The sequence below is a fragment of the Bdellovibrio sp. 22V genome, from assembly GCF_030169785.1.
In the GTDB taxonomy this organism is placed as follows: Bacteria; Bdellovibrionota; Bdellovibrionia; order Bdellovibrionales; family Bdellovibrionaceae; genus Bdellovibrio.
The window spans coordinates 2,033,616-2,058,783 of sequence record NZ_CP125854.1 but is presented as its reverse complement, the minus strand read 5'-3'; the positions used below and the strand labels follow the sequence as shown (position 1 = coordinate 2,058,783).

The 25,168-nt window shown below is 46.7% G+C and carries 25 protein-coding genes and 1 tRNA gene; 10 read left to right on the top strand and 16 right to left on the bottom strand.

Annotation, left to right across the window (positions count from 1 at the left end):
• Positions 1–151 precede the first annotated feature (151 nt).
• The 9 genes from rpsU to QJS83_RS09815 all read left to right on the top strand — a co-directional run bounded on the left by rpsU (position 152) and on the right by QJS83_RS09815 (position 9,489).
• Positions 152–346 carry a 30S ribosomal protein S21 gene (rpsU, locus tag QJS83_RS09855; protein ID WP_041872727.1) on the top strand — a complete coding sequence of 65 codons (195 nt, stop codon included), beginning with the start codon at positions 152–154 and terminating at the stop codon, positions 344–346.
• A 66-nt stretch (positions 347–412) separates the two neighbouring features.
• Positions 413–859 (top strand): GatB/YqeY domain-containing protein, encoded by a 447-nt coding sequence (locus QJS83_RS09850; protein ID WP_284604424.1) that lies wholly within the window; start codon positions 413–415, stop codon positions 857–859.
• Between the two features lie 51 nt (positions 860–910).
• Positions 911–2,770 carry a DNA primase gene (dnaG, locus tag QJS83_RS09845; protein WP_284604422.1) on the top strand — a complete coding sequence of 620 codons (1,860 nt, stop codon included), beginning with the start codon at positions 911–913 and terminating at the stop codon, positions 2,768–2,770.
• A 14-nt stretch (positions 2,771–2,784) separates the two neighbouring features.
• A complete protein-coding gene (rpoD, locus tag QJS83_RS09840; RefSeq protein WP_284604421.1) occupies positions 2,785–4,614 on the top strand; it encodes an RNA polymerase sigma factor RpoD in 1,830 nt (609 codons plus the stop codon).
• A 155-nt stretch (positions 4,615–4,769) separates the two neighbouring features.
• A complete protein-coding gene (locus QJS83_RS09835; protein ID WP_284604419.1) occupies positions 4,770–5,231 on the top strand; it encodes a hypothetical protein in 462 nt (153 codons plus the stop codon).
• 136 nt (positions 5,232–5,367) lie between these two features.
• Positions 5,368–5,444, top strand: a tRNA-Met gene (locus QJS83_RS09830).
• A 322-nt stretch (positions 5,445–5,766) separates the two neighbouring features.
• A complete protein-coding gene (locus tag QJS83_RS09825; RefSeq protein WP_284604417.1) occupies positions 5,767–7,884 on the top strand; it encodes a TolB family protein in 2,118 nt (705 codons plus the stop codon).
• A gap of 114 nt (positions 7,885–7,998) precedes the next feature.
• On the top strand, positions 7,999–8,511 hold the full coding sequence (locus tag QJS83_RS09820) for a hypothetical protein (RefSeq protein WP_284604415.1): 513 nt from the start codon (positions 7,999–8,001) through the stop codon (positions 8,509–8,511).
• 114 nt (positions 8,512–8,625) lie between these two features.
• Positions 8,626–9,489: a type II secretion system protein gene (locus tag QJS83_RS09815; RefSeq protein ID WP_284604413.1), complete on the top strand. Its 864-nt coding sequence runs from the start codon at positions 8,626–8,628 to the stop codon at positions 9,487–9,489.
• Between the two features lie 2 nt (positions 9,490–9,491).
• Here QJS83_RS09815 and QJS83_RS09810 read toward each other — a convergent pair whose 3' ends face one another.
• Entirely contained in the window at positions 9,492–9,734 is a 243-nt protein-coding gene (locus QJS83_RS09810) for a hypothetical protein (RefSeq protein ID WP_284604411.1), read from the bottom strand.
• 3 nt (positions 9,735–9,737) lie between these two features.
• On the bottom strand, positions 9,738–10,652 hold the full coding sequence (locus QJS83_RS09805) for a DUF2802 domain-containing protein (RefSeq protein WP_284604409.1): 915 nt from the start codon (positions 10,650–10,652) through the stop codon (positions 9,738–9,740).
• 171 nt (positions 10,653–10,823) lie between these two features.
• On the opposite strand from QJS83_RS09805, the gene QJS83_RS09800 reads away from it, so the two are divergent.
• Complete coding sequence (locus QJS83_RS09800; RefSeq protein ID WP_284604407.1) at positions 10,824–12,047, top strand: hypothetical protein; 1,224 nt, start codon at positions 10,824–10,826, stop codon at positions 12,045–12,047.
• Positions 12,048–12,189: 142 nt separating this feature from the next.
• Here the strand turns inward: QJS83_RS09800 and QJS83_RS09795 are convergent, their stop codons facing one another.
• The 14 genes from QJS83_RS09795 to QJS83_RS09730 all read right to left on the bottom strand — a co-directional run bounded on the left by QJS83_RS09795 (position 12,190) and on the right by QJS83_RS09730 (position 25,134).
• Complete coding sequence (locus QJS83_RS09795; protein WP_284604405.1) at positions 12,190–13,392, bottom strand: pyridoxal phosphate-dependent aminotransferase; 1,203 nt, start codon at positions 13,390–13,392, stop codon at positions 12,190–12,192.
• Between the two features lie 16 nt (positions 13,393–13,408).
• A complete protein-coding gene (coaD, locus tag QJS83_RS09790) occupies positions 13,409–13,891 on the bottom strand; it encodes a pantetheine-phosphate adenylyltransferase (protein ID WP_284604402.1) in 483 nt (160 codons plus the stop codon).
• The gene (rsmD, locus tag QJS83_RS09785; RefSeq protein ID WP_284604401.1) at positions 13,884–14,462 is read right to left on the bottom strand and encodes a 16S rRNA (guanine(966)-N(2))-methyltransferase RsmD; all 579 of its coding nucleotides are present in this window, start codon (positions 14,460–14,462) and stop codon (positions 13,884–13,886) included. The genes coaD and rsmD overlap by 8 nt, the downstream gene beginning before the upstream one ends.
• Positions 14,459–14,812 carry a response regulator gene (locus QJS83_RS09780; protein WP_284604399.1) on the bottom strand — a complete coding sequence of 118 codons (354 nt, stop codon included), beginning with the start codon at positions 14,810–14,812 and terminating at the stop codon, positions 14,459–14,461. Before QJS83_RS09780 ends, rsmD begins: the two co-directional genes overlap by 4 nt.
• Positions 14,809–16,740 carry an ATP-binding protein gene (locus tag QJS83_RS09775; protein WP_284604397.1) on the bottom strand — a complete coding sequence of 644 codons (1,932 nt, stop codon included), beginning with the start codon at positions 16,738–16,740 and terminating at the stop codon, positions 14,809–14,811. Before QJS83_RS09775 ends, QJS83_RS09780 begins: the two co-directional genes overlap by 4 nt.
• A 34-nt stretch (positions 16,741–16,774) precedes the next feature.
• The gene (locus QJS83_RS09770) at positions 16,775–17,458 is read right to left on the bottom strand and encodes a hypothetical protein (RefSeq protein WP_284604395.1); all 684 of its coding nucleotides are present in this window, start codon (positions 17,456–17,458) and stop codon (positions 16,775–16,777) included.
• Positions 17,445–18,896 (bottom strand): glycosyltransferase family 9 protein, encoded by a 1,452-nt coding sequence (locus QJS83_RS09765; RefSeq protein WP_284604393.1) that lies wholly within the window; start codon positions 18,894–18,896, stop codon positions 17,445–17,447. Before QJS83_RS09765 ends, QJS83_RS09770 begins: the two co-directional genes overlap by 14 nt.
• A gap of 56 nt (positions 18,897–18,952) precedes the next feature.
• Positions 18,953–20,521, bottom strand: coding sequence for a glycosyltransferase family 9 protein (locus QJS83_RS09760; protein WP_284604391.1), 1,569 nt, complete (start codon positions 20,519–20,521; stop codon positions 18,953–18,955).
• 1 nt (position 20,522) lies between these two features.
• Positions 20,523–21,128, bottom strand: coding sequence for a polyamine aminopropyltransferase (locus QJS83_RS09755; protein WP_284604389.1), 606 nt, complete (start codon positions 21,126–21,128; stop codon positions 20,523–20,525).
• A 9-nt stretch (positions 21,129–21,137) separates the two neighbouring features.
• Positions 21,138–22,187: a tetratricopeptide repeat protein gene (locus QJS83_RS09750; protein WP_284604387.1), complete on the bottom strand. Its 1,050-nt coding sequence runs from the start codon at positions 22,185–22,187 to the stop codon at positions 21,138–21,140.
• Positions 22,188–22,332: 145 nt separating this feature from the next.
• Positions 22,333–22,755, bottom strand: coding sequence for a flagellar protein FliT (locus tag QJS83_RS09745; RefSeq protein ID WP_284604385.1), 423 nt, complete (start codon positions 22,753–22,755; stop codon positions 22,333–22,335).
• Positions 22,756–22,773: 18 nt separating this feature from the next.
• On the bottom strand, positions 22,774–23,181 hold the full coding sequence (gene fliS / locus QJS83_RS09740; protein WP_284604384.1) for a flagellar export chaperone FliS: 408 nt from the start codon (positions 23,179–23,181) through the stop codon (positions 22,774–22,776).
• A gap of 36 nt (positions 23,182–23,217) precedes the next feature.
• Positions 23,218–24,585 carry a flagellar filament capping protein FliD gene (gene fliD / locus QJS83_RS09735; RefSeq protein ID WP_284604382.1) on the bottom strand — a complete coding sequence of 456 codons (1,368 nt, stop codon included), beginning with the start codon at positions 24,583–24,585 and terminating at the stop codon, positions 23,218–23,220.
• Positions 24,586–24,756: 171 nt separating this feature from the next.
• The gene (locus QJS83_RS09730) at positions 24,757–25,134 is read right to left on the bottom strand and encodes a hypothetical protein (RefSeq protein WP_284604380.1); all 378 of its coding nucleotides are present in this window, start codon (positions 25,132–25,134) and stop codon (positions 24,757–24,759) included.
• Positions 25,135–25,168: the final 34 nt, after the last annotated feature.

Sequence of the window (25,168 nt, the reverse complement as noted above, 5' to 3'; positions counted from 1 at the left end):
CTCATTCTCGTCAGGGAGTGCGCAAATAAAAAGCACACGGGTAATAATAATTCATCGCGTCAGGACCCCAAGGCTTGCCCCTTTTGTGCTGCTTTGTTATACACTCTTCTCTCTATTTTCCACATGAGAAGGGCAGGTGATTGTCGTGGCAATGGTTAAGATCAAAGACGGTGAGTCTTTTGAATCTGCTTTCAGAAAATTCAAGAAGTCTTGCGAAAAAGCAGGCATCCTTTCTGAAGTTAAAAAACGTGAACACTTTGAAAAGCCCTCAGTAAGACTTAAAAAGAAGTCTCTAGCAGCTCGTAAGCGCGCTGTTAAAAAATCGAGAAAAGGCTGGAACGACTAATCCCTTAACGGAATTAAGTTCTAAAGAGGCGGCCCGAAAGGTCGCCTCTGTTCTATGGAGGTTGCTATGGAAATCAGAGATCAAGTTACTGCAGACATTAAAGCTGCGATGATCGCAAAAGATTCAGTAAAGTTGGGAGCTCTTCGTATGCTCCAAGCTGCGATCAAAAATCGTGAAATCGATATGCGCCCGAACCCCATCACTTCTGAGGAAGTTCTTGGCGTAGTTAAAAAGCTTGTTAAGCAAAGAAAAGAATCTATCGAGCAATTCCAAACAGCAGGTCGCCAAGATCTCGTGGATCAAGAGACTGCGGAATTGAAAGTTCTTGAAGTTTATTTGCCTGCGCAAATGAGCCGTGAACAAATCGAAGCTCTCGTTACTCAAGTTATTGCATCATTGGGTGCTAAAACCGTGAAGGACATGGGTCCTGTGATGAAAGAAGTCATCGCAAAATCCGGTGGCGCCGCAGACAACAAAGTAGTTAGCGAAGTTATTAAATCGAAACTTACGTAAACTAAGTGGAAAAGGTACCAGGTACCTTTTTCCCATTTTGTTGGAAGGTGCATGAGATTTTCTCAAGACTTTATCGAGAGAGTGTCAGAGGCGAACAACCTCGTCGACATTATTTCTCAATACACTCAGTTAAAACCTAGTGGTAGCGGCCTTATGGGCCGCTGTCCATTTCCGGATCACGTCGAAAAAACGGCGTCGTTCTCCGTTTCTGAGACGAAACAGGTCTATCACTGCTTCGGTTGCCACAAGAGCGGCAACTTGTTTTCTTTTTTGCGTGATTACCAAGGAATGAGTTTTCCTGAAGCTGTTGAGTATCTTGCAAATCGCGCCAGCATTCCAATTCCTGCGCCAGAAAAAGATGACGAAGCTCGCGATCAAGTCGCTGAGAAAAAGAAGTTGTTGTTAAAAGTAAATAAGCTCGCTGCTCATTACTTTTCAGAGCAACTTAAACGTGTTCCTCATGATCATCCAGTTCGTAAATACATCGCGGGCCGAGGACTTTCTCAGGAAGTCATCGACACTTTCGGCATCGGTTATGCGGTCGCGGAATGGGATGGGCTTGAGCAGTATTTAGCAAGCAAGCAAGTTCCAATGCCTTTGGCAGAGGAAGCTCGTCTTGTTAAAGCTCGCAATAACAAATCCGGTTACTTTGATATTTTCAGAGACCGTTTGATGTTCCCGATTTTCTCTGCAATGGGAGAGCCCATTGCGTTCGGTGGACGTTATCTTGAGAAAAAAGAAACGGAGCCAAAATATCTGAACTCTCCTGAGACTCCGGTCTTCATCAAGGGGAAAGTTCTTTACGGTTTGTCGCAAACGGCGCGCTATATTCGCAGTGAAGATATGGCTTTGATCGTTGAGGGATACATGGACCTAGTGTCTTTGTATCAAGCGGGCATTCGCAACGTCGTTGCGACTATGGGCACGGCTTTAACGCCTGATCACGGGAAGATGTTAAAGCGTATGACCAAGAACGTGATTGCGCTTTTTGACGGCGATTCTGCAGGAATGGAAGCGGCCGAACGCAGTCTTCCGATTTTGCTTGCCGCCGATTTGTATCCGAAGGGACTCACGCTTCCTAACAGCATGGACCCTGACGATTACGTTAAAAAATACGGCTCCGACGCTCTGAAAGTAGAACTCGAGCGTGCACCTGATCTTTTGGTGATGATCTTGGATCGTTGGATGGAGGGGTACCGCGGGGAGGCTTCTGAAAAAGTGAAGCTCGCCGATAAGCTCAAGCCTTTGTTTGAGGTCATACCTGATCTTCGTTTACGCGACCTTTATCTTGCCGAGGCCGCTCAAAAAATGGGTGTGGGCCTTCCTTGGTTGCGTCAGGCTGTCGGTTTGCAAAGCAGTGGCCCTGTTTATTCACAAAATAAGCCTGCAATAAGTAGGACGGTGCAGCCAAGTGCGCCTGCTAACCCAAAGCCCGCGGAACAGGTGTCTTCAGCTACAGAGGCAGGCAAAATCAGCCTCAAAGGAGCCTCAAAAGCTGAGCTCCTGCTATTAGGATTGGTACTCAAAAGTCGTGCCAATTTTAATCATTTTGTGAATGAAAATTTACTTGAGAGTGTCGCTCACGAAGGAGTGAAAAAGATCCTTGAAAAAGCGACGGATGTGTATGGACAAGATCTCAATAAGTTTGATAAATTGACCAGTCTTCTTGTCTCTTACGTCGATCAGCCGGAGTATTTATTCCAAGCCGGTCCAGTCTCCGAGGGCGAACCTGGGTTTGACGAAGAAGCAGAGATGAAGCTCTTGCGTGATTGCTTTAAGCGCGTGAAAGAAAACTTCCTAAGAGAGCAAGCAAAGCAATTAGCACGAGATCTTAAAAACGAACCTAGTTCGGAAAAGTTGGAACAGATTATGAATATTCAGAGAAACAGAATCTCTCTGAATAAAGGGTAAAAGGCGGGGTATTGATGAAACCGAACCTACCAAATAAACAAGAGAAAGAGCCTGTAAAGGTGCTTTCTTTGCAAGAACAAGAGTCTTTGATTAAAGAAGAAATCCAAAGATTCCTGAAGCTTGCGAAGGAGAAGGGTGCTCTTACGATCGAAGAGATCAATGAGCTACTTCCTCCAGAAATTATCGCGCCGTCCGTGTTGGACTCGTTTATGCAGGCTCTCGAGACTGCGGGTGTAGTAATTTCAGACTTGTCTGAAACTTCGAAAGCAGAAGAGGGCGAGGGTTCATTCCTTGAAAGCCCTGATTCTGAAGACGAAGAAGTTGATGAAGAAGAATTGGCTGAAAGCGAAGACGTTAAGGGTAACGACCCTGTTCGTCTTTATTTGCGTAAAATGGGTAGCGTTTCCCTTCTCACTCGTGAGGGTGAGGTTGAGATCGCTCGTCGTATCGAAAAAGGGGAGCGTGAAATCGTTCGTGCGATCCTTTTGTCTCCTTTGGGAACATACGAGATCATTCAACTTGGTAAGCGTCTTGATGAAGGCCGTATCAAAGTTAAATCGATCTTCCGTGGTCTTGAAGACGAAGACACTCAATACGATGAAAAGGAGTACATCGATAAGATTCATGAACTTATCGGCAAAGTGACTGAGTACCAAAAAGCGGCTCAGAAGTACTTCGACGTTCTTCGTAAAGAAGAAACAAACACGCCAGCTCGTCAGGCTGCCATGAAAGAGCTTGTTGCGATGAACGACAAGTTGATGGCGAACTTCGAGTCCGTGAACTTCAATCGTAAGACAATCAACCGTATCGTGATCAAGTTCAAAAACTTGGTGAGCCGTATCGGAACTCTTCGTCGTCGTATCAAAGACGGTGTGGAGCGTACGTTCTCTAAAGACGTTGCTGCGATGGCAGAGCGTATGAAGTTGATCGATGCGAACGAAAAAGAATTAACAAGAATGACTCGCGATACTGGCTTGAATTACCAAAAGTTCAAATCTTACGTATTGCAAGCGCAAGAGGCTGAGAAACGTATCGGCCGCTTGGACTCTGAAACAGAGATGAACCACAACTGGGTTAAGGAAACTTACACAGCGATTTGGAAAGGGGAGCGCGAAGCCGATGCAGCGAAGTCAGAACTCGTTGAAGCGAACTTGCGTCTCGTTGTTTCTATCGCGAAGAAGTACACAAACCGCGGTCTTCAATTCTTGGATTTGATCCAGGAAGGTAACATCGGTTTGATGAAAGCCGTTGATAAGTTCGAATACCGTCGTGGTTACAAATTCTCGACTTACGCGACTTGGTGGATCCGTCAGGCGATCACTCGTGCTATTGCCGATCAGGCGCGTACGATCCGTATCCCTGTGCATATGATCGAAACGATCAACAAGCTTGTTCGTACGTCTCGTTACCTCATTCAAGAGCTTGGCCGTGAGCCAACCCCTGAAGAGATCGCAGAGAAAATGGACATGCCAGTTGATAAAGTTCGTAAGGTCTTGAAAATCGCGAAAGAGCCTATCTCTTTGGAAACTCCAGTGGGTGAAGAAGAAGATTCGCACTTGGGCGACTTTATCGAAGACAAAAAGGTTATCAATCCTGCAGAAGCGATTGTGAACTTGAACTTGGCTGAACAAACTCGTCGTGTCCTTGCGACATTGACTCCAAGAGAAGAAAAAGTTCTTCGTATGCGTTTCGGTATCGGTGAAGAATCCGACCACACTCTTGAAGAGGTAGGTCAGGACTTCAACGTCACTCGTGAACGTATTCGTCAGATCGAGGCGAAAGCTCTTCGTAAGCTTCGTCATCCTTCTCGCAGCAACAAACTTAAAGCGTTTGTTGACAGCTAAAACGCTCTCTCAGAGAGCTAATTTAAGCTTTTCCCAAAGGGACTTTCTTCGGAAGGTCCCTTTTTTTTAGAATCTTTTTCATCTCTTGCAATCCTGACAAATGGTTCTGAAATTTTCATGTATGCTCCCTCCAATTTTCAAACTGGAGGTTAAAAATGAAATCAGTTCTTTTCGCAGCTGCTTTGCTTTTGTCTCACTCCGCTTTTGCTATCGATGCCGCTGACAAAGTTATTAAATCCGTCGAATGTTCCGCCGAAAAAACACCTGATTTGGTTCAGTACACAGGTAATGACACGGTGGCGACCGTTTACCTCAAGGCGGAACGGGCGACGCCTGACGAGCCGTTGCTTATCAATTACAGCGAAGAATTTTGGGCAACGACCGGCAATGGTTCTCAGCATCGTGTGATCACGATTCGTGATGTCCCTTGTACAACACTTTGGTACCGCTCTCGTGCTTCTTCATTTGTAGGGCGTGCTCACTTTGAGTTGACCTGTTATGACGGAGGCTCCCTTGTGCGATTGGATTTAGATTCGAAAGCCAAAAACGGAGTTTATTTGGGTGTTGCCGGTCAGACGGGCCGATTTGCTTTGGCGTGTTCGTACACGAAGTTTTAATTTGTCGTTGTTTTAACTCTACAGAGCGTCAAAAGGGTCCCCATCGGGACCCTTTTTCATTTTTAAATGTTCGCTGTGAGCCTGTGCGGTTGATAGTGTTCGCTAGGTTTGGTACGGTAAAGTCATCTCAGAATTTGGGGGGCTAGCTTAGTTGGTTAAAGCACGGTGCTCATAACACTGGGATCGGGGGTTCAAGTCCCTCGCCCCCTACCATTTCCCTCTTCTTTGTTCTTGCCGATAGTTTTGTTTTTTAAAGGATTTCTTGTGCTGGCATTGTCGGGACGCTGAATGTTCGGCGTTGAGCCGAACATTCACCAGTGCTTGCCGTGGGCGCCCGCGCGGCCCCGGGCGCGCCCCAGCGCCCCCCAAAAAAAGTGTCTGTTAAACAAGACCGCGCCCCCCCGACTACGGAGGAGGGGGGGGGGGCGGGGGGGGGGGGTTAAAAAATGAACGCCTGGGCGGTCGTGTTCCTTATTTTATTGACGCCCCCGCCCACGACTTGATCGGCTAAAACTACACGGCCGCGTACGCGCACATGCAAAGCGAAGTCGTGCTTAAGGCGCAAGAACAATTAAAAACTTTACGTGAGGCCCCGGTCACTTCCAGCACGATTCCTCGTAACGCTTTTATTTCTGTAACGGCGCCGGCTATTTCGCCCGATGGTTTGAATCTCGCGGTGATTACGGAAGACGACGGCAACTCGCGCTCTATTAAAATTATCACCCGTGAAGGCGAACAGAGTTTTCTTGACGCGAAAAGTGCCGACACGATTGAAAAGTTTAACGAGGCTCTGACACCCGCTTCACAACAAGACGCACCTCCGAAAGGCAGTATTCAGCGCCTCAGCTGGTTTCCTGATTCGCAAAGACTTATTTATGACAAGATCGACTACATCAATCGCATTCAGCGTTATTCCGATCTTCACATCTATGATTTAAAAAGTAAAAAGGCGAAACAGCTGACCACAGGCCTGCGCGGCCGCGAGCCTTCCGTATCGCCACAAGGAGATCTAGTCACGTTCGTGAAAGTGGAAGGTGGAAAAACCCATTTAGGCTTACTGAAAATGGAGACGCCGCAAGAAATCGAAATTCTTTATTCCGCTCCGTTGCAAGAGCGTATTTCTTATCCCCTGTTTTGGGATCAAGACACTCTTCTGTTTTCTTTGCGCAAGGTGGACGGCAGCGAAAGGCTGCACAAATACACTCGCAGCACGAAACAGCTGGAAACTCTTTTTTCCGATTATGAAAACATCCGCTTCGCGCGCAAAACCAGCGAGGGCCTGATTTTCACTTCCGGCAAAAACGGCGCTTTGAATTTGTATTTGGCAAGTGCGGATCTTCGCTCAGCAAAGCCCATCACGAATACTTTAACCGCCTTCTTTACCGCCGACATTGATCCCCTTCGCAAAGAAATTTTCGCAACACAGATGACAGCGCAGGGTTTGAAAGTGACGGCGGTGATGCCGCAGGATTGGAAGAACACTCCGGAAGAAATTCCGCAGATTTCTCCTTTGCTGGCAGACCGCTATGCGCAGATTCCCGTCAACACCCAGGCAGAAGCCGACGCGAAGACCGCTCTCGAACAGTCGACGATTGAAGACTACTCCCCTTACGGCTATTTGTGGCCGCAATACTGGATTCCTTTTATTGCCGGCTCTTCCAGCGAAACCGGCGTTGTCTTGCAAGTGCAGACTTCGGGTTTTGATCCTTTGAAAAAACACTCTTACACGCTGTTGGGCGAATGGGATACGGGTTTAGGGAAAGGAAATCTTGCGGGCACTTACCTTAACCAAACAACCTCGTTGCCATTTGCCGTCTTGGCCTATAAGCGCAGCTCTTACTTGGGAACCGTGTCGAACGAGCTCACCGATTACAATGCGACTGTGGCAGCGTTACCGAGCATGTACTGGATGTCCGTTTACGCCAATCTGCAAGTCGGTTGGCAATACTTAGAGCGTTCGACTTTACATACGGACACGAAACGCACGGGGCCTTATGTGATGTTCAGTTATAAAGACTACGCGAAATCCGGCGCGCAAGTTTCACCTGAATCGGGGGTCGGCGGTTACCTTGGCGCTTACGATTACATTGCGTATGATAATTATCTCTCACACTCGCAATTTGTTGCCGGCGGGGAAATCTATTTTTCAAAATATCTTCCAAAACACAACGCGATCATGGTGCGGGCGAATGCGATTTACACGCCTGAAAAAGTCTCTGCCGTGTATGGAGCGGCGACCGAAGCGATTGTGTTCATCCCTGACAGTCCTCTGCCCCAATATATATTGCGCGGTTATAAAAGAGGCCAGATTTTTGGCAGAAACTTAGCAACCGTGAATTTGGAATATCGTTTCCCGATTCACAATATTTACAGCGGCTCCGGCACAGACCCGATCTTTCTTCGTCGTTTCACCGGCGCTCTTGTAGCCGACGGCGCGGCGGCCGACGGACTTTTCGTTAATGACGTAAAACGTGTTTACGAGACTATCGACATGAAAAGATCTTTTTGGAGTGCCGGCTTGGAAGGGAAATTGGAAACAACCCTCGGGTATGTCCTGCCCGTCAACTTCGTCATCGGCTATTACGTCGCCTTTAACTCCCCGGAAGGTCCTGAAGGCGTCGTCGGAACGACTTTGCAGATCATCGGTTTTTAGGCCTTTCGCAGCGAGCCAAACTGCCTAGTCTTGACAAAGAGGGAGGCCCTCGAAATTATTGAAGATATCGACAACTCGCGGCGAGGAAGCTGCGCGGTTACGGGAGGGGTTTTAATGGAGAAAATCAGCTGGATTAAAGAACTTGTGAAGGCTGAACAACAGATGGAAGAGTCCGGCCTTGTGGACATGAGTTTCGGTTTTGACTCAGAAAAAATTCTGATCAACGAAACGATCCAATTCCTTCTTGAACTGAAAACAGAGTTTGTCGACGCTTCAACTTCATTCAATGAATTGAAGCCTTCCGCTTTGGGCCGTATCAAAATTTACGGTATCGCAAAGACTCATGCTGATTTCATGCTTTTCCGTAATGGCTTTAAAATGATTTTCTCTTTGAAAGCTCCGGGACAAATCAGCATCCGCTTTAACTTTATCGGTACGAATTACATTCCGACTCCAGGTTCGACAGAGGCGCAACAAACAGCGACCAATGTTATGGACGAGCATATTGTTGAAGCGAAATGGGGCGCGTTCGGAGAACTGGTTTGGACTTATCAAGGTTTGCCAGTGAAACTCGAATACATGGTTCGCCACTACCTCACGCTCTTTATCAAAGAGAGCTCGAAATAAGAAAGGCCCCTCGGGGCCTTTTTCTTTTTGTACTTGGAACAAATTTCCAACAAAGCCCGTCTCATTTTGAGAGAGCACCTTATCGTGTTGCAGAGGAACGCCGATAAAGCTTCCATGAAAACACCCCTTGCTCGTCTTGATCAGTCCGGCTTCTCTTTGGTGCAAACTTTGGTGACTCTCGCCATTATGGGCATCATCGGCATGGGAACGATGTCGATGCTCAACAACTCCATGAAAACGCAAAAGAGCATAGTGCTTGCCGACGATCTGCAAAACACAATCACGGAAGTTCGTATGAACCTGAGTAAGACTGCGGTGTGCACGGCGAATATTTCTAACTTTTCGATGACGAGTTTTGATCGCAACAACTTATCGTCCGTGAATATCGTTCTTAATCGCATTACGACGGGGGCTGCGACGCCGGTCGTGGTGAACAATCAGGCTCTTCCTAATAAGCCGAATACCCGTGTGAACATGCGTCTGGCAAATGTGATTGAGGTTGTTCCTAATACCTCTTATAAAGGGGATTTGATTTTCACTTTGGACAAAGATGCTTCAGGTTCAGGAACCGTGACAGGGGCTCGGCATATCAACCGAAGTCTGCCTATCATGCTCGAAGTCACAAACGCAGGGCCCATTCAAACTATCACGAGTTGTTCCGTTTATGACTCTAATGCGCTTTCAAACAATGACACGGACAATTTGAAACGCGAAATGTGTTCTTCTCTCGGAGGATCCTATGTCGCCGGAAGTTGCACGCTGCCACAACCAAACATGACCGCGATCAAACAAGAAGTATGCGCCTCCATGGGCGGAAGCTGGAATGGTTCGACAGGCCGTTGTGCTCCTGCAGCCGGTGGCAGCAGTGTGACGGAAATTCGCCGTAATGGATGCGGAAATATCTCTATCAAGCAGGCCGATGGACAAAGTTATTCCATCAATATCGTCGCTTGTTCTGATGATAACGGCGGCGGTTAAGGTTAAATCACTCTTTTAAATTGCGAACCGCGGCCATCAAAGATTTGAAACTGCAAAGGATGCAACGAAAGGACCTGCAAACGCACAGGGTCGCCTTTTTTTAATTTTTTCCCAGTCTGATTGGAGATAAGAAGAAGCTCTCCTTGAAAATTGCAGAGAGCTTCGCGATCACTCGTCACTTCTTCGACAAGCGCATTAAGAATTTGGCCTTTCTCGAGAGATCTTAAAAAACTCCGAGAAGCCACGAACTAACCTAAATCTTTCGCCATATCAATACGACGGAATTCGACGGGACGTACGACGCCCTCTTTTTTCGCATTGATCGGTTTTGTCGTGTTGACCGCCGCAGTCGGTGCTGCAGGTACCGGTTTTTCACTTAAGAAATTTTGCGCAATACTTTGAGTCACATTGAACAGAGCCGAAACGTTGTTGGCTGTTTGTTGTGCCGCCTCTTCTTGTTCTTTGACTTCTTGGCAGGCGGCTTTAAAAGCCTCGCCCAGTTTTTTCAAAGCTTCTTGGTCAGCCCTTGGCACTTCAAACACGTTGCTCATGTCAGGAGCTTCTCTTTGCAGTGGTGACATGAAACTCATGTCGTCGACGTCGCTTAAGTCTTGCGTCGTCATTGCTGTTGTTTCCTGTCCGGCTTCCTCTTGCACCCACTCTGGCAGACTGTCTTCACAGAATTGCAATTGGTCGCGATTTACTTTGGCGATGAATTCGATTTCTCCGCGAGAAAGATCCACTTGTTGAGCGATCTCGTCCACGGACAAACCTTGGTGCGCCAAACGTGCCGCTTTGACATATTTGATTGTGTTCTGACGCTCTAGAATTTCCGTGTGGGGAATACGATCCTGGAAGATCTTCGCCACTTCCAAACTTTTTTGCATGCTTTGTTCGATCTTCGCGAGCTGCTTATCAGAAGCCTGAATTTTGGTTTGAATGTCTTTCACTTTTTGTTCAAGCAACGCCGTCAGTTGGTTGACTTGGGTTTCCGTGCGATCGGAAAGATCCTCAAGAACGGCGATTTTACTTTGCAGAAGTTGCAAGCCTTTGCTTAAACGCGGATCATCTTTGGGAGGACGATTGAGGCGAACCCATAAGCCGATCACGCCCGACAACAAAATCAAATTCATCAGTACTTGAAGTAAGAACCAAAAGCTCACCCGGCCTCCCTCGCCAATATGAATTAAGTTTAAACTGCCTTAGGTCTGTCTCACAATGAGACCTAGGTCTGAATTCGCCCAAAGGCCGCGTCTCAAAGCTGGACCTGGACCCTGATCGCTTTGGGACTAGAAAAAGCCGTGTGTTATTATGCAACAAAGGGGAGTGGGAGTATGTTTCGACGAAATTTAAAAGAGGTGTCGTGGGTAGCCTCTTTGCTGGTGGTTGTATTTCTTTCAGCGTGCGGTCCGGTTAAATTTTCTGCCTCTTCCGATTCTAAAGTTGATGACACCAATGTCGATCCCTTCCCGACTCCTTCTCCAACTCCTGGCGACTTGCGCGATGTTCACTACAATAACGTAGTCACCGCTCGAGATAACAAACTCGATATCATTCTTGTCGTCGACGATTCCAACTCCATGCTTCCTGATAACCAAAAATTAGCAGCGAATCTTTCCGGCTTCGTAACGAAGTTGCAGAACTCGAATATCGACTGGCAAATGTGTGCGACGGTGACTCGTGCGCTTCCTATCGCAGGCAGAGAGCCCGCGTGGGGTGCTTCGATTTATTGGCAAAGCAACGCCGCAAGCCCTTCGACAGCACTGGGAATGGTTCTTAAAAAAGGCACCTCGAATCTTAATACGATCTTCACTCAGACGATCAATTACATCAATGCAGGTTGGGTAGGATCTGATGATGAGCGCGCGATCAAAGCAGCTTATGCTCACGTGTGGAACGGAGATCCGAGCTGGTCAGGAAACAACGGTTGTTACCGTAATGATTCCGCAGTGGCTTACATCATTATTTCCGACGAAGACGAGCGCAGTATTGCAGGCGACGCTTCTCAACAGGTTTACTCTGGTGAGCTAAAGCCTATGGAGAAAGAAGACAAGCCTGATGAATTTATCAACTTTGTGCGCCAGATCTTAGGTGCTTCACGTCGCTTTACCGTGAACTCCATCATCGTTCAACCGGGCGATGCCACATGTAAATCTTCGCAAGATGCCGGCGGCTATAAAAGCCACTACGGTTTTAAATACAAGGAATTGTCCGATCTCACAGGCGGTGGCGTGGGCAGCATTTGCGCTTCCGATTACTCCACAAACTTAAATCTTTTCTTGGATCGAATCGTCGACTCATTAAGCTCTATTCCTCTCGAGTGTGAACCCGCGAACGGCAACATCACTGTGACAATCACACCGACAATCGGTCCTGTTCAGTCTCGCGTGGAAGGTATGAACCTTGTATTTGATACGCCTGTTCCAGCGGGCCACACAATCGACGCTCAATACCAGTGCGTAGAGAACCGCACCCCAAGTTCAATCAGCACGGCAACACCTCTGAAAGAGGAAGGCTTCTTCGCCCGCATCGTCTCTTTCTTCAAGAATCTTTTCTAAGAGATTTTATCGAAATAAAAAAATAAAAAAGGAGAGTTCAACACTCTCCTTTTTTTATTTTCTCAAAACATAAGTTCGCACGAGCTATTACGTTCGGAACATGCGATCAATTCACTGACATGATCATCCAGCTAAATAGACTCTAAGCGAGTTGCCCGACAAAATCCTTCATTCGAGAGACCGCTCGTTTCATCATGTCTTCGGAGCATGCGAAGCTCAATCGCATGAAGCCCTCAGTTCCGCATTCGGCACCCGGGACGGTTGCGACGTGGAATTTTTCCAGCAAGATGTCGCAGAAATCTTTGGATGTGCGGATCAAGCGGTCTTGATAGGTTTTGCCAAAGCAAGAACGAATGTCGACCCAGAAATAAAATGCGCCTTCAGGACGAGCGACCGTGAATTCCGAAATCGCGCCGAGCTCTTTAAGACCGGCATCGCGACGACTGGATAGAATCTTTTGCACTTCTTTGATGTCGGGTTCGCATTCTTTAATCGCCGCCATCACCGCGTGCTGAGAAATACTCGAAGGCGATCCCGTCGCCTGACTTTGATAATCGGCCATTGATGTGATGAGTTTTTCCGGCCCCGCAGCCCAGCCAATACGCCATCCCGTCATCGAATAGGCTTTCGATCCGCCATTCACAACGACGGTGCGCTCGCGCAAATCCGGAGCGACATGCAGAATGTGCGGAGCCACGTCCTCACCGTTAAAGACCAAACGATTGTACATGTCATCGGAAATGATCGCTACTTGCGGATGTTTTCTTAAAACCTCCGCCAACGCTTTTAATTCCTCTGCGGAATAAGCAAGACCTGTCGGATTGCTTGGTGAGCAAAATAAAAATGCACGCGTTTTTGAATTGATCGCTTTTTCCAATTGTTCGGGTGTGATTTTGAAACTGTCTTGTTCGGAAGTTTCAATGATATGAGGAACACCATCCGCGAGTTCCACCATCATGGGATAACTGACCCAATAAGGAGCGCCGATAATGACTTCATCCCCCGGAGAGCAGATCATTTGTAAAGCCGTGAACACAATAAACTTCGCACCGGAAGCCACCGTCACTTCTTTTGTAGAATAAGAAAGACCAATCTCTGCTTTGATTTTTTGCGCGATCGTTTGGCGCAACTCCAAGGTGCCGCTTGCCGGAGTGTACTTCGTGATATTTTTTTCGATAGCCTCGATGCCGGCGCGCGAAGGGATTTGGAAGGTGGGCCAGTCAGGCTCCCCGACGGTCAACGAAATCACATCGTGACCTTGCGCCGCGAGTTCTTTGGCTTTCGCAACGAGGAATAAAGTAGGAGACGTTTTTAGATTTTGCGCTCTTTTCGACAGTTGAATCAAAATCCACCCCTTTTTTTTATTTTTTTAACTTTTGCTCAAGAGCTCCGATCACACATTCCGGAACGAGATCTTTCAAAGCTCCGCCGTTGATAGCCAGTTCTTTCACACCTCTTGAAGAGATGTAGTAGTACTCAGGACTAGCAAATACCAAAAGTGTTTCGATTTCGGGAGCAATTTTTCTATTCATATTTGCCATGGTCATTTCATATTCGAAATCCACGACGGCGCGAAGCCCTCTGACGATCACTTGGGACTTGGCTTTCTTCATGTATTCAACCGTGAGGCCGCCGAAAATATCCACCTTCACGTTGTCCAAATGAGACAAAGACTTTTCAATCAAAGCTTTGCGTTCTTCCGCCGTGAACATGGATTGCTTTTGCGACGATTGCGCCACCAGCACGATCACCTGATCATACAACCTCGCGATTCGATTGATGATATCTACGTGCCCCATTGTGATGGGATCGAAACTTCCGGGGTAAACGGCGATCTTACTCATTATTTTCCTCTTCTTCCAACGCACTTTCATGACAGAACATGCTGAGGTATTTATCACCAAATTCTTTTGTACTATAGCGCACCAAGGCTCCATAACGGTCTTCCATGCGCTCTTTTCTTTCCGACTCGATAGCCATAATCGTGTGAGCCGCAAAGGCCGCACTTTGGCTCGCAGCTTCCATTACAAAATGAGCCATTTTCTCCGTAAAAGGCGGGTCCGCAAAAATAATATCGAAAGGTTCACCACGGTATGCTTTCAAAAATGACAAAACTTCCATGTTGATGATTTTGTATTGGTCCGCGGGAACTCGAAGCTTTTCCAAATTCTGTCTTGTGATTGAAAGTGATTTCGGATTCTTTTCAACGAAAGTGCAAAAGGTTGCGTCTCGCGAAAGAGCCTCAATACCCAGGTTTCCTGTACCACAGAAAAGATCCAGAACTTTCGCGCCTTCCAACTGAAATTGAATTTTATTGAAAAGAGTTTCCTTCACGCGATCCGTGGTAGGACGGATGTGATCCGCCTTGAATGCGACTAATTGATGTCCACGGTATTTGCCCGCGATAATTCTCATACTAACAATTCCTCTGCCATCTTCACGACGGCAAAAATATCTTCGAAGGGTTTCGGCACAAATACGTCGGCGCCCATCTGTTGGGCCGTTTCCATATTATGCTCACCTGAAAACGCGGACATCAAAACCACTTTCGCCGTTTTACCGCTGCCGATTTCTTTCAAAACCTCAGGTCCCGTCATTCCCGGCATCAGCACATCTAAAAAAACCAAATGCGGCTGCCAAGTTTTCCACGCCTGCAACCCATCAGTCCCGTTTTCCGCCTCCATCACTTCATGACCCTTGCTTTTCAAAGCACGGCTCAAAGAGCGGCGAACTAAGGCTTCATCATCGACGATCAGAATCTTCACTTCTTCGACTCCGTGGGTGCCTGCGGAAGCACAATTGTGAAACACGTCCCGTGAGGTTCCACGTTATGGAAATCAATCGTACCGCCGAATTTTTCAATGATAGACTTAGACATACTTAACCCAAGACCGGTCCCGTGTCCTTCTTTTTTTGTCGTGAAGAACGGTTCAAAAATACGCTTCTGAATTTCAAGCGGAATCCCCGGCCCGGTGTCTTCAATCTCGATGAAAACTTTGGCGCCTTCATGACGAGTGGTGACACGCAGACGTCCCGCTTCCTTCATTGCTTGGCAAGCATTGTTAATAAGATTGAAAACCACTTGCTGCAATAAATGCGGCTCCACAAAAACATTTTTATCTAAGGTCTGCAAATCCGCTTCCAAGCGATGCGTGCGCAGCGCTGACTTCAACATCGGGAGCGTGCGCTCGATAATTTCATCGGCACTGATGTGTTCCGAGGGTTGATCTTCACCTTTGGAAAAATCCAAGAGGTTTTTAATAATTCGCTGCGAACGCGCCGTCGCTTTTTCGATCTCCAAAAGATCGGAATAAAGATGCCCGTCTTTAGGTGCTTCCTGCAACAACACCTGGCTCAAAGAGCGAAGTCCCGTCAGGGGATTATTCAGTTCATGCGCGATGTTTCCCGCCAGCATACCGATCGCGCCCATCTTTTCACTTTGCAACATTTGCAGATAAAGTTCGCGCGACTGCGTGATATCCACATATTGATTCACAACGTTCGTGGGACGTGTGCCATGCTCCAATAAAACCGGATAGCTGTGCACTTGATAGATACGTCCGTCCACCTGAATCTGTCCCGTTTCAGGTCTTCCTTCTTTAAGAGCTTGAGGCACAGGACAACCTTCACAGGCTGCTTTCCGATGCGCGAAACTCTCGAAGCAATGATGGTGCAAAAATTTATCGCTAAACTTTCTATTCGCGCGCACGACATTGTAATCCACATCGACAATCGCGATAGGATCGCGCATGCCATCGAAAGTTTTTTCCCAGCGGTAAGAAAACGACGACAATTGATTTTCCAAAAGCACGCGATCCAGCGCCATGCTCAAGGGCCGCATGCGATCACTCATGAAATCCACAAAGGGACCCATTTCTTTATCAGACAACGAGTTTTCAATACACAGAATCGCTTCCGCCTCGCCGCCCACGAAGTGACTGGTTAAACGCAGTTCCAAAGGAACGACATAGGCTTTAATAAACGGACGGCCGAAGTGATTGGCGAAGTAACGAATCAACTCCGCAGAAGGAACCTGTGGCGTCCTTGGAAATTCAAAATGGCTAAGAGATTCTGACTGGGTAAAGTGTCCCAATTGAAAGCTGATAAAGAAAGTTTTCGAGCCACCCAAGCGATAGGCAAGGACCGGGTCCCCCATCTTGTGAAACTTACGAAGTTCTTTACGTAAGATTCCAAGAATCTCTTCAAACGAAGTTTGCGTCGCGAGATCCTTGATAAAACGAATGAGTTGACGTTCACGATTCAGCTTTTCACTTTCTTCGTGGTGAGACATTTCAATGTATTGCGTTCTTTCTTCGACCATTCCTTCCAGAGAATGTGTCAAAGCTTCCAGTTGCTTGTTTTGGTGGGAAGACTCTTTCAGAAGCAAAGAGCGCGAAAGCAGCATCGAATGTTTTTGCAAAGCACTTTCAAGTTGGTCCCAGATTTCTCTTTCGCTCAGAGGCCAGCGCATGAAACGAAAGACTTGCGCCTTATTGATTCCTTCCCGCACTTCTTGTTCAGTCAGATTTTCGGCAATAAAAAGACGAGGCGCCATCGGCTGCAGCTGACGGGCTTTAACTAAGAACTCCAGACCCTCGGCTCCATCGCTTTCCTGGACCAAGATCGAGGAAAATTTCTGATTCTGCAAAAGAGAAAGGGCCTCCGCACAAGAGGCCCGAAAAACAATCTCCACTTCCCTTTTCTGAAAAGGGAAGAAATGAGGCAATCTAATTGGCGAGACGTTTCCGACCCATAGAATTGGATCCAGTTTGTTCGGAATTGATAATAGGCCCTGAGTCGTCCCCATTTAGCGTCTTCTCCAACACCCGCAAGTGGTCGAGCCACATTTGCAGGACATTGTTCAAATCATACTCTAGGACGTCGGCTAAAAGAACAAAATCCTTATTTTCTAAGGCGCGCAACGCCTCGGTCACGGTTTTCTTGCTCTCTTCTTCAGCCTTAAACCAATCGACTGGACTAGACACCAGGAACTGATCGCCCATAGTCGTCTTTATCATCAAAGTGCTGTCGATAAGAAACTCGCAGTTTTGCACCAGATCGTGAATTGATTTGAAAAGACCGCTTAATCCTTGCGAACGCATTCTTTTCGCAAGCTTTTCTGTATTCTGAATAAGCTCGGGCAATGCATCGATCCAGCCGCGCAGAACAATGCCCGTGAGTTCCCGGCCATTTTCAGTCAAATATTCCAGAGTTTCGATCTGATCAAGTTTCACCGTCGAGAAGCGCTCTTCTTCACTTTCATTGATTTCCAAACCATTGATGATGTAACGACACACCACTTGATTCGTTGAACGAAGATCTTGTTCAATATCGCTAAAGACGCGCGCTAAAGAGATATTCTCCTGATAGAAATTTCTGAGCTCTTCTCCCGTTACTTTAAAGCGTTCCATCGCCCACCTCTTCCTGAGTTTCTTGAGGAATGTAGACACGAAGATGGCGCCCTAAGCGTTCGTGAACATTCAAAGCTGCTGAACAAATTTCCTCGAGAGAACCGGGACCAATGCGGATCTTCTCCGCCTGATACCAGCTAATAAGAGGACTCAATTCGGGCACCCACTGGCTAATACTTTCGATAACTTCCTCCGCGCGATCCAATAAAGGCCCTGCCATTTGCAAGCCCTTCTCAGGAATCAAAGCGATTTGCTCCATCGCGAAGGTATTAATTTCATGCAGCTTCGCAGCTCCTTGCAGAATTTCGATTCTTTCCGCCATTGGATATGCGCCGCCTAAATAAAGAGCTTTCACAAGCTCCCATTGGAAACGTTGCTCGGGAGACTCGTCCTTCGCGTAACTTTCCAATCCACCCGTCCGTACAATAAGTTCTTCAGCAACTTGGCCTTCTAGCAAAGACGCCAAAACCTCGCCGACTCTTTCCGGAGACAACGCTGCTTCGTTTTCCGCGCGATAAATGAATGCCAAAGTGGCTTTCGGACCTGTTTCCCAGAAATTCACCTGACCCACGCTGATATTGAGTGTCGGCGTATCCGTCAAAGAAGCTATATGTATTGGCGCACTGTCACAGCCAACAAAGACTTCGGCCTTTTTCAAAATCGAAAAAAGATCCGCGATTCTGGTTTGACCCACAAGATTTACAAATGGAATCTGCGAAACAGAGTTTTGAATTTCCGTAGCGAGCGTTCTTTCATTGGGAGCTCCAATTAGAACCACAGGCAAAGAATTATTTCTTTTCGCAAAATAATTAAGAAGCTTGCTCCACGTTGCGGAACTCAAAGCTTTGTGCTGCTCACTCGCGCCCACATGAAGGACCATGTAGCGTTCAGGCAAAGGCAACGTACACTCTGGCAAATCCGGCGCCGACCAATCCGCTTCGATATATTCCAAATTCAGCATAGACGCCAAAACGTCAGCGACATGCACGCGATTCGGTTTGTCGATTCCCACTTGCGCATAAAAATATGAGCTGACTTCGTCGGCCAAACAAAGACTTCCGTCTTTAAAGCGAGTATAGCCGGTGATTTGCGTCTGCGGTTGGGTCAAAGCATGCGCCAGATAACTGGAAGCCGGAGAGAAAGTAAAATTAATTATCCAATCAAAAGATTCAGCTTTAAGACCGTCAACAAAATGATCCAGTCTTTCCAACGACGTTTCGATGTCGCACTCATCTTTTACCATAGGAGAAAGAATTTCCCCCGCCGGCAAAGTCCAATGGCGGTCCACCGCCGTCAACCCCTCGACGGCGCCTTCAAAACGAGGGCGTGTCAGAAGATGAATTTCCGCTTGCGGGTGCGCGCGACGAAGCGCTCGCAACGCCGGCCAAGACATGTAAATATCGCCCAGTCTAGCGAGCTGCAGTACGAGTATTTTCATTTTTTACTTGTTCCTTCACGAGTTCTTTGAGGAGCTGAATTCTTTCGGCTTCTTTGTTATAACTCTGCGTTTTCAAGATTTCGTTGTACGCTTTTTCCAGTCTCTTCAAAGCCACTGATAGGTAATTGTCCAATTCCTTTTGCATAGTAAGCTCCTTCCGTGGAGGATGTTTGCAAGTATTGCGTGAAGCTGCTGCGAATATTCAAAAGCGCTTCCGCTTCCGTAAGAGCCGCAGAAACCCGATCGTAAATTTGTACCGGATGACTGAAGCGAGTTAATAAAGATTCCACGAAGTTTTGGAAATATCCTGCTTCGTCTCTTTTTGTTTTAAGAATGTCTTGAGCGCATAGAATTAAATCCGCGATATCAGAAGACTGAAAGTTCTTCTTACCCGCCAATTCCTCACGCGACGGCAAAGCCGCCTTCGCCCGATTAAACCAATTCAGCAATAGCGTCCCGTGCTCATTCCATGCCGAAAGGCACGATGCGATTTCTTTCTGTGACAACTGCTCAAAAATATTTTGTAAAGCTTCGCGATAAGAGGGATCCGATTCGTTGTGCAGGTAAAGACTCCACACCGCACGCTCCAAAACGCGGATGTGATTCTTTTGCGCGATCTTTTCGCCGCTCAACTGATCCCATACGGCGCCGAAAACTTTTTCAACGGAAACGTCTTCCGCACAAAGATGGCTCGCCTGCGGACACGCTTGAGAGTGAGAACACGGAGCACAAGCGACGTCGCTATTAAGTATCAACGCCTTTGCTGAGTACGCGGCGGTTTTTGTAGAGTCACTGCTGCCAATCGCGATTTCAACAATCGGAGTTCCCACTTGCGCCGCAATATGTTTAATACTTGTATCCCCCGTCACCAGCAAGGCCGCATTCTGCAAATGTTTGCGAGCTTCTGGAAGATCACAAATCAACAAATCTCTTTCAGAAAAAACGGCCGCGAGAGTTTCTCTTTCAAAAGAAGCTCCCAACACGCAGACCTCGTAATCGACCAAAGAAATCTCGATCGTGCGTTTGAGTTCTGCAAACTTCTCAAGACCCCAGTTCTTTTTGCTGTCACTTGTAAGACACTGCAAAAGAACGAGTTTGCTTTTGGATTTTACATGAGGTGCCGTCGTAGCCTTCGTTGGAAGCGCAAACGCGTTTCCGAGAAGCTCCACATAATGAAATAAAGATTTCTGAGTTCCAGAGAAGCGGTCGTTAAAGTAACGCAGCCAAGGATTGGTAAGTCCTTTGAAGCGTCCTTCCTCTTGATAAAGACCGTTCTTTTGCGGAATCTGCAACGCTCCCAAAAGATAAGCGCTTAGTTTATTATGGGTGAAGTTGTATGCCGCATTGTAATTTTCTTTATTCAACGTCTGAATCAGACGCTCTACTTCAGTGTAAGACCAAAGAATATTGTAGTTCGCTTCGCCCAGACCCTTTTGCAGAGCATCCCGATCAAAATAAATATATTTATCGACAACGCCGTCTAAGATTTTTTCCACGCTGGAAAACTGCTTGTTCAATAGAAGATGGATTTCCGCGTGCGGATACTTTTCCCGCAAGCCCTTAAAAAGTGGCGCCTGCTGAATAATATCTCCCAGTCGCAAAAGAGATAGAACCAAAATTTTCATTCTATTTCACCAATTCACCGAGAATACGGAAAACCTGTTTCTTATCCTCGGGCATCACAGACGCTTCCACCACAGGAATAACATCTTTGATAGAAAGAAGTTTATTTTGCTGAAAGTACAAAGCCTTAATATTGATACCGAACTCTTCAAAGTGATACTTCACGGAATCGACAGACCGGCCCGTAAGATGGCCATAGACTTCCGAGAAAAAGGACACTTGCTGGCCCCAGCATTCACGGAATGAAAGAACATAAGATCTTTGATTCAAAATTTCCTGAAAGAAATCCGCTTTGAATATATCTTGGGCGTCTTGAACAATTGCGATTTCAACACGCTCAGAAAGCTCGGGAAATTGCGAACGGAAAACAGGAATTAATGACTCCCGCGATTCGACCACTGTAATACGGATGGAGGGGTCAATGTCGGCAAGAGCCGCGACATGAAAACCGGAACCCAAACCCACGATCACAACGTGTTGCGTGGGAATGGAACCTAAAGAATAAACCCATTTCAGACCCTCTGCGCGAGGATCCCGCAACGAAGCCAAAGGCTCCCCAGCTTCGTAAGAAATCAAAGTCGACTCGTGGTTTTCAGAAAAAGTGATCATAGACATAAATTATGCAGCCTTCTGTGATGCGAGAATTTGCTTTTTCAAACGGCGAACTTCCTCGTGGTCAGGATTCCACAAAAGAACTCTTTCCATTTCGATGAGAGCCTTATCAAGCTGGCCGATAGAGGCGAAAAGATTGATAAGAACCAGGGACATGTCCTCGTCTTGTTCCACTTGCGAAAGATAAGCTTGCAAGCCTTCGATAGCTTTCTGCACTCGGCCATCGCGAAGACCCCAGTTTGCCGCTAAGTGAACGGATGTTCTATTGCGGGGATTGATATCCATCGCGGACTCAAGGTTCGCCCATGCCAATTCACTATCGCCGAATTGGTTGTGAACCATCGCCAAACCCACCCACGCTTTGTCATTGTTAGGATTGATTTCAACGGCTTTACGGAAGCAGTACAAAGCCTTTTCGTAGTCGTTTCTTTGCACTTCGAGTGTGCCGAAATTCACAAGCAAAATGTCGGAGGATGAATTCAATGTATAAGCTTTATTATAGTACTCTTCTGCGCCGTCATAATCGCCTTGACGTACGAAGATGTTCCCCATGTTTTTGTAGGTTTCAAAAAGATTGTCGTTTTCTTCCGTAAGAATCGCCAAAGCTTCGTAGTATTTATCCAAAGCCTCTTGATCGCGGCCCAGTTTATATAAAGCCGTCGCGTATCCGTAAAGACTCTCAAATCCATAATCGACAGCCGCCAAGGCTTTGCGTGCGATTAGTGCCTCGTCATGACGGGACATTTTTTCCAGGCAATTAGCAAGGAGGTTTAGAACGACAGGATTTTTTGAGTCCGCATTTGAAGCTTGGCGAAGAATATTCATCGCTAGATGAAACTCTCTGTGCTTCATCAATACTTGCGCGTTACGCACGAACGCAGCAATACGCTTATCTAAAGCGGAGACTTCTTTTTCCTTTTGAGATTCCGCATCGAAATCGGCGATAGCTTGTTGCGGATCAAGATAAATTTTTCCGGAGCCTTCTTGAAGGCCTTGAAAACCTGAATTGATTCCAGATACGTCACTGGACTTTTGAACGAACTGATTTTCCAACATCTGAGTTTGTCTCCTACAAGAAACTGATAGAGCAACACAGATGCCAAAGCTTCGTTTTGTATTTTATTAGATCTGAGACAAATTCGGCCAGGAGTTTGACTCTTTCGCCGAATTCGCCGTCATGTTTTTGTCAGGAATATTTTTCCTAGACCTCTTCATCCAATCTATTTTGGAAAGTCTTGGTCTTGTAGCCACCCACCGCTTTACGGCTGCGACGCACTTCCTGCAATTCCTTGATGATGGAATTTTTCGCCGTTTCGATGCAGGCCAGAACTTGAATGTCTTGCTCGATAATACGCGCGACGTATTCGTCCTTAATCGCCAAAGCCTCTTTGATCTCGCGGCGCTCTGATTCATTCACGCCTTCTTGAGAGACTTCCGCGTGCGCTTTTTCAATTTGCGCATCCACGTACTTCAAAACATCCAAAATTCTTTCACGTGTTTGATAGAAGTGTTCGAGATTGTCGAATTGCCCTTGGGCAAAATTCGCCAGCTCCACTTCATTCAGTGAATAGAACTTTTCGAGATAGTGATTCTTTTCGTTTAACAAGGTGATAATTCTCGTCATGTTCCCCTCCGGCGTGAATTAGCCCGCTTTTTTATCCGAGTTATCTGTTTCTTTTTTCAATTTTTCGACTGCTTGAACCCAACCATCATAAAGCGTTTGCAAAAGCTTTAGATTGGCTCTGAGAGGCTCTGGATCGCCCGAGATATTGGCTTTTGTATACTGCTCCATCATAAACATATAGAGCTGCTCAAGCTGGAGAGCGACATCGCCTCCGACTTTGTGATCCAGTGTATTGTTAAGTTCCATGATAATATCGAATGCCCGCCCGATATTCATACCGCGATCGGCGATCTTTTTTTCTTCCGCCGCTTTGATTGCAAGCTTCGTGAATTTGATAGCCCCTTCATAAAGCATCAAAAGAATTTTCTCTCGGCTCGCACTTTGCACCGATGTGGTTTTATATTTCTGATAAGCATTCTTGTTCATAGTCCCCTCACAACATCCTTAAAAAATAAAAACGACTTATCCTGCTTTAGGAGCCATCGCTGCGAATCTTGCCTGCTGTGCCTGCATGTCCGACATTTTCGACTCCAGATCGGCAAATTTTCTGCGCAGACTTTCCTCTTTTCTCTCAAGCTGACGTTCTTTTGTTTCAATACGTCCATTCACTTGATTGATTCTGTCTTGCAGACCTTTCTTTCTGTTAGCGATCGTTCCGAACTGACCGTTTAACAGATTCCCGATCTCTCTTTTCAAACCAGAAACGAAGCCTGTATTGAAACCGTCGCCGCGGAAGAAAGCAGCCACTCCCGCCGGGTTTGCATTCAAAACTTTGTTGAACTTGTCTTGATTGAAGTTCAACGTACCGTTTCTGTTAAACTCAATTCCCAATTCCCCAACACGTCGGATCGGCGTTTCAACACCCATCTGCGGATTGAGGATGATGCGACGAAGACTGTTCTCAATGGAACGCAACATCCCGTCACCACCCAACGGACCAAGTTTGGGGTTTTTCCCGTCACCTGCCGTCAGTTTGTTTTGCTTTTGGATAAAATCCAAAGCCGCATTGTAAGCATCGACAAAACTTTTGATCTTGCCGCTGATCACTTCCAGATTTTCTTTCACGCTCATGCGGATTTCCCGCCCCGGCGCCGCTGATTTAAAATCCAACGTCACACCCGGAATCAAATCCGTCGACTTGTTGTCGGGAAGCTCGATCTCAAACCCGTCAACTTTAACTTTCGCGTTCTGTGCTTTGCGCGATTCATCGAAGTACAAATCCTGGTCCCCATCCAAAAGATAAATCTTTGGGAAAGTAACCTGATTGTCTTTTCCTGCAGAAAGCCCCGAAATCAAAAGCTTGAAAGGGTTTTCTGCATCTTTTCTATCTTCAAGCACTTGCGCTTTTAATCCCACATTGGCAGCGTTGATTTGTTTAACGACGCCTTCCAAAGTGGAATTGCTTCCATTGATGTAAACTTCTTTCGTTCCTTCCGGAGTCTCAAACTTGATGTAACCAACACCAATTTGCGATTCATCCTTGTCCGGAAATCCGTTTGAAATCGCCGCGGGCTTTTGCGCCAGCTGTACGACTTCAATCGAATAATCTCCAGGAACGGCTGCGGAAGGATCGACTTGTCCTTCCACCACATTCGGATCACCACTGATAAATTTCTTATCGATGAACCCGCTTGTCGAAGTAAGCTCTGTGAGATTTTTAGTGATGTCAGTCACTTTCGTCTCAAGCTCGTTGACAAGCTTCAACTTGTCCTCTTGCTTCGTCTTTTGCACTTCCATTTGTTTCACAGGAATACGCTCAGCTTCCATCAGCTGATCTACGATATTCGGTGGTAGCCCAGAGGCCATGCCTGTAAAACGAATGCCTGCCATGAATTCATTGTCTCAAAACGAACCATAGACAGTGAGTCAATTAAATGTCTCTCGAAAGGGCCAGGCGAACGGCTTTGTGGCGTCTAATGCAATTTATCCGGAGGAAATTTTGACAGAAGGCTGTTTTTCAGGACGTCGATCTAGGAAGCAAATGCTGGGTGCAAAAAAATATTAAGCCGAGCGTTTGAGGAGTTGGCCTCTCGGAGAGTTATCCGTAGGCAAAGTCCACAATTCCAACTCAGGAATTCTGCGAATCACGCTTCCCAAGTTATCTTTCACGATGACAAAACGATTTCCTTCTTCTTCTTCGAGATGCACTGTCCACTTGTGCTCTTTCATCGCAGGCAAACTGCGCAAGTGCTCCATCGCTTTTTCGAGTTGCTCATCAGTCATCGGCTCACGCTGTTGTTCTTGGTTTCCACCGTAAGTTTCTTGACCGTTGGCATCTCTGTCATGCGTTTCATCGGACTTAATGGTTTTCCCCACTCTTTCCACAGAGCGAACTTCGTTGTTCGGCAGAATGTTGGAGAAAAATCCTTTGATATTCATACGAGTAACTTATCGGGTTTTCACAAAAGAAACT

Bases quoted from the DNA above. Each gene is read 5' to 3' on its own strand.
- rpsU (WP_041872727.1), top strand. From the start codon at position 152: ATGGTTAAGATCAAAGACGGTGAGTCTTTTGAATCTGCTTTCAGAAAA.
- QJS83_RS09850 (WP_284604424.1), top strand. From the start codon at position 413: ATGGAAATCAGAGATCAAGTTACTGCAGACATTAAAGCTGCGATGATC.
- dnaG (WP_284604422.1), top strand. From the start codon at position 911: ATGAGATTTTCTCAAGACTTTATCGAGAGAGTGTCAGAGGCGAACAAC.
- rpoD (WP_284604421.1), top strand. From the start codon at position 2,785: ATGAAACCGAACCTACCAAATAAACAAGAGAAAGAGCCTGTAAAGGTG.
- QJS83_RS09835 (WP_284604419.1), top strand. From the start codon at position 4,770: ATGAAATCAGTTCTTTTCGCAGCTGCTTTGCTTTTGTCTCACTCCGCT.
- QJS83_RS09825 (WP_284604417.1), top strand. From the start codon at position 5,767: ATGCAAAGCGAAGTCGTGCTTAAGGCGCAAGAACAATTAAAAACTTTA.
- QJS83_RS09820 (WP_284604415.1), top strand. From the start codon at position 7,999: ATGGAGAAAATCAGCTGGATTAAAGAACTTGTGAAGGCTGAACAACAG.
- QJS83_RS09815 (WP_284604413.1), top strand. From the start codon at position 8,626: ATGAAAACACCCCTTGCTCGTCTTGATCAGTCCGGCTTCTCTTTGGTG.
- QJS83_RS09800 (WP_284604407.1), top strand. From the start codon at position 10,824: ATGTTTCGACGAAATTTAAAAGAGGTGTCGTGGGTAGCCTCTTTGCTG.
- coaD (WP_284604402.1), bottom strand. From the start codon at position 13,891: ATGAGTAAGATCGCCGTTTACCCCGGAAGTTTCGATCCCATCACAATG.
- rsmD (WP_284604401.1), bottom strand. From the start codon at position 14,462: ATGAGAATTATCGCGGGCAAATACCGTGGACATCAATTAGTCGCATTC.
- QJS83_RS09770 (WP_284604395.1), bottom strand. From the start codon at position 17,458: ATGGAACGCTTTAAAGTAACGGGAGAAGAGCTCAGAAATTTCTATCAG.
- QJS83_RS09765 (WP_284604393.1), bottom strand. From the start codon at position 18,896: ATGAAAATACTCGTACTGCAGCTCGCTAGACTGGGCGATATTTACATG.
- QJS83_RS09760 (WP_284604391.1), bottom strand. From the start codon at position 20,521: ATGAAAATTTTGGTTCTATCTCTTTTGCGACTGGGAGATATTATTCAG.
- QJS83_RS09755 (WP_284604389.1), bottom strand. From the start codon at position 21,128: ATGATCACTTTTTCTGAAAACCACGAGTCGACTTTGATTTCTTACGAA.
- QJS83_RS09750 (WP_284604387.1), bottom strand. From the start codon at position 22,187: ATGTTGGAAAATCAGTTCGTTCAAAAGTCCAGTGACGTATCTGGAATC.
- QJS83_RS09745 (WP_284604385.1), bottom strand. From the start codon at position 22,755: ATGACGAGAATTATCACCTTGTTAAACGAAAAGAATCACTATCTCGAA.
- fliS (WP_284604384.1), bottom strand. From the start codon at position 23,181: ATGAACAAGAATGCTTATCAGAAATATAAAACCACATCGGTGCAAAGT.
- fliD (WP_284604382.1), bottom strand. From the start codon at position 24,585: ATGGCAGGCATTCGTTTTACAGGCATGGCCTCTGGGCTACCACCGAAT.
- QJS83_RS09730 (WP_284604380.1), bottom strand. From the start codon at position 25,134: ATGAATATCAAAGGATTTTTCTCCAACATTCTGCCGAACAACGAAGTT.